The organism is Bartonella sp. TT29SHDZB (genome assembly GCF_042193395.1).
Lineage (GTDB): Bacteria > Pseudomonadota > Alphaproteobacteria > Rhizobiales > Rhizobiaceae > Bartonella.
The window spans coordinates 1-3,356 of record NZ_JBHILQ010000053.1; the positions used below are offsets into that span (position 1 = coordinate 1).

Sequence of the window (3,356 nt, forward strand, 5' to 3'; positions counted from 1 at the left end):
GCTATATCTTATGAAATGAAAAGCCTTTTAATGAATAGATTGCAGGCTAGTCTTTAAGAATGGAACTATTCGCTTCCACAAAAAAATGGAGGCAAATAATGCCATGGCAGTAGAATTACTATCTACTTTAGATTTGGTACTAAAAACGTTTTAAAAGTTATAGTTTAAAAATACGAAACCAAATGAGCTCTTTCCAAATTTGGGGGCAGCTATTTAGACAAGATAAGCAAGTAAAATTTAAAATCGTTGTAACATCATAAGGTATCGGTTTTTACTTAATTTTGAGTCAAAAGCTGTAATGTTTAAAGAATGCTCTATTCTAAGATAATGCCTCCAAAAATGGACCGGCTAATATTTAAAGAAATTAGGTTTTAATGAAAAGTACAAATACGCTTATGAGAACCTCTTTAAATGCACGTTTAAACGTTTGAAACATAAAATGAGATCTTTATAAGAAACGTTAAAACTTTTTTTTATAACAGTTATAACTTAGTTATCATTTGCTCTTAAGAACGTTTCATTTATGAAAAATGAAGATCTAGATTTCACAGCAGAGCAAAATCTTAAAAACCTTACACTTTATAAAAGCGTTTGTTTATTTATCTTATGAAAAGCTGCTTTTGAAACCTAACGCTCGTAAATGTAAAAAGAACGTTTTTACAAGACATTCACTTAATATGCATTTGCTTTTGATTGGATTATTAAAGCTACCGAGCGTTTTGATTTGTTTGATACGTTTGATAGCCATAACAAGCGTTTTATAGGCTCTCTCATTCAAATGAGTGATTAAAGATCATACGCATCATTTACATTCCTTTTGATAAGTTTTCATATCTCTCATAGAGCGCTTGCAATATGATACGTTTTGTATATATGCATTCATTACTCCATTGTGGATGATTCATTTTAATCAATAAAAAACGCTATTTGAAAGCCGCGTCATATCATTTGGCACGGCTTTTTTTTTATTTTACTCTCTCTTTTATGATATGTTTATAGCAATGCATTTTATATGCGTTTATAACCATAAAGAATGCACGCCCCCCATACCTGTTTTTATTCTGTTTTATCAGTTATATTGACAAGCTTATCCCTTTCATAAACCTCACAATTTTTTGGAACCAACCTTACTTTGCTTTTTTTATTGATTTTTGCATTGCCATAAACACGCCCCCAGATCGTTGCACAATATGAGATTTTAGCATTGCCATAAACAGAGCCATAAATCTCACAAGAGCCACTCACACAAGCATTTCCATAAACCTTGCCATAAATTTTAGCACGACCATTAATAACAGCATAATTATAAATTTTTGCATGGCTATAAATGCAAGCAGAGCCACAAACCTTGGCATGGCCATAAACGCGTGCATAACTAAAAACCGTAGCATCATAAGAAACATGCGCATGATCATAAATATGAGCATCAGCAAGAATGCGGGCACTACCATTCACATGAGCATACCCATAAACATTGCCATAAACATGAGCATTGCTATAGACAAAAGCATGGTCATAAACTTTAGCATATTGAGAGATAAAAGCTTTTCCATAGACTTCAGCATTGCCATAAACTTGACCACAGACTTGAGAAAAATGGCGTATTTTTGCATTTTCATACACTCTTGCATGACCATAGACACAAGCCTCATCATACACCCAGCAATTACCATCATGGGATAGGTTAACTTCCTTTTCAATAAAGCCGCCTAAAGACCCCGCCTGTACATCATCAAAATCTTTTAAAGCTTTAATGCGATAAAGGTTTATAATATTTCGAGTAAGAGCATGTTTGATTTTTTTGATTTCACTGGTTAATTCATATTTTTTGCACATAGAGATACCCTCACAATTTAATGTGATAAACATTTGATAAAATTTGGAATGGGAAAATTTGAAAGAGGGGCGCCCCCGCCGCGCCCGCGCGTCTTTACGCAGCGTTATTTTCAATAATCTTTACAACGGTATCGTTTTCATAAATTTCACAATCTTCAGGAATTCCATATGCATAATAAAAGTTTTGTTTGACATATGAATAACCATCTCTTTTTAACCTTGCATTGCCATGTACCAAACCTCTAATGGTGTGATAACCAGTCACTTTTGCATTCCCATAAACAGAACCATAGACCTTAACATACCCACCCACGCTAGCATTGCCATAAACCTTGCCATAAATTTTTGAAGAGCTACTTACAACAGCATGATCATAAACCTCAGCTTTGCTATAAATGCGTGCACTTCCTGATAATTTTGCATTCCCATAAACCCTTGCATATTGATAAACCCACACCTTATCAGAAAGATGCGCATTATCATAAACATGAGCTCCAAAATACACGCGGGTTTTATCATATACATGCGCATTGCCATAAACAAAACCACCAATGGCAGCATTGCCATATACCCTTGCATTTTCATAAACACGACCAGATTTTACAACACAAGCATTATCATAAACCCAGCAATTGCCATCATGAGAAAGGTTATTTTCCTTTTCAATAAAGCCCCCTAAAGTACCTGCTTTAACATCAGCAAAGTCTTTTAATGCTTTAATGCGATAAAGGGTATGATTATTAATTACACGCGTTTCATTTGTGAGTGCAAACTTCTTTTGCATGAGCACAATTCCTTTATAGAGATTTAAATTTTTAAATGAGATGTTTAAAGGAGGGCGCCCCCGCCGCGCCCGCGCGTGTCATTTACGCAGCATCACTTTCATATTCGCTGTCATTATCATCGTCATAATACCCTTCAAAATCAGCATAATACTCATGACGATAATAATCATCTTCGCTCCCAAACTCAGGATATGCATCATCACAGATATCTTCATTAGCTGTTAAAGAGGCATTGCTATGAATATATGAAGAACCAGAGATAAGAGCATCACAAATAACGGCATCATCAAAAACACGTGATTCATCACAAATGTAAGCAGAGCCACTTATTTTTGCATTGCCTCCGACATGGGCATCATCACAAATGACAGCATTATCGGAAATATGAGCATGATCAGTGACACGGGCGTTATCATAAATTTGTGCATTGCCTTCAATTACAACGGCGTTGTTAGCATGCGCATTACCAGACAGCTTTGCATTGTCCTTTAATGTCATACCTTCAAAAATAGCATTCCCATAAATTTGAGCATTACCATAGACATCAACAAAAAAGCTTTTTACTTTAGCATTTCCAAAGACGCGTGCATTTTGAAAGACCCGAGCTTTATTATACACCCAGCAATTACCTTCATGAGATAAGTTGCTTTCATTTTCAATATACCCCCCTAAATCGCCTTTTTTGACATCATCAAAATCTCTTAAGGCTCTAATTCGAGTTAAGAAATGACCATC

The 3,356-nt window shown here is 35.2% G+C and carries 3 protein-coding genes; all 3 read right to left on the reverse strand.

The window, feature by feature from the left end; genetic code table 11:
- Positions 1–1,056 precede the first annotated feature (1,056 nt).
- Positions 1,057–1,836: a hypothetical protein gene (locus ACFIJJ_RS09185; RefSeq protein ID WP_375646737.1), complete on the reverse strand. Its 780-nt coding sequence runs from the start codon at positions 1,834–1,836 to the stop codon at positions 1,057–1,059.
- Positions 1,837–1,930: 94 nt separating this feature from the next.
- The gene (locus ACFIJJ_RS09190; protein ID WP_375646739.1) at positions 1,931–2,620 is read right to left on the reverse strand and encodes a hypothetical protein; all 690 of its coding nucleotides are present in this window, start codon (positions 2,618–2,620) and stop codon (positions 1,931–1,933) included.
- An 82-nt stretch (positions 2,621–2,702) separates the two neighbouring features.
- The coding region (locus tag ACFIJJ_RS09195; RefSeq protein ID WP_375646740.1) for a hypothetical protein at positions 2,703–3,356 on the reverse strand (654 nt) is incomplete at its 5' end.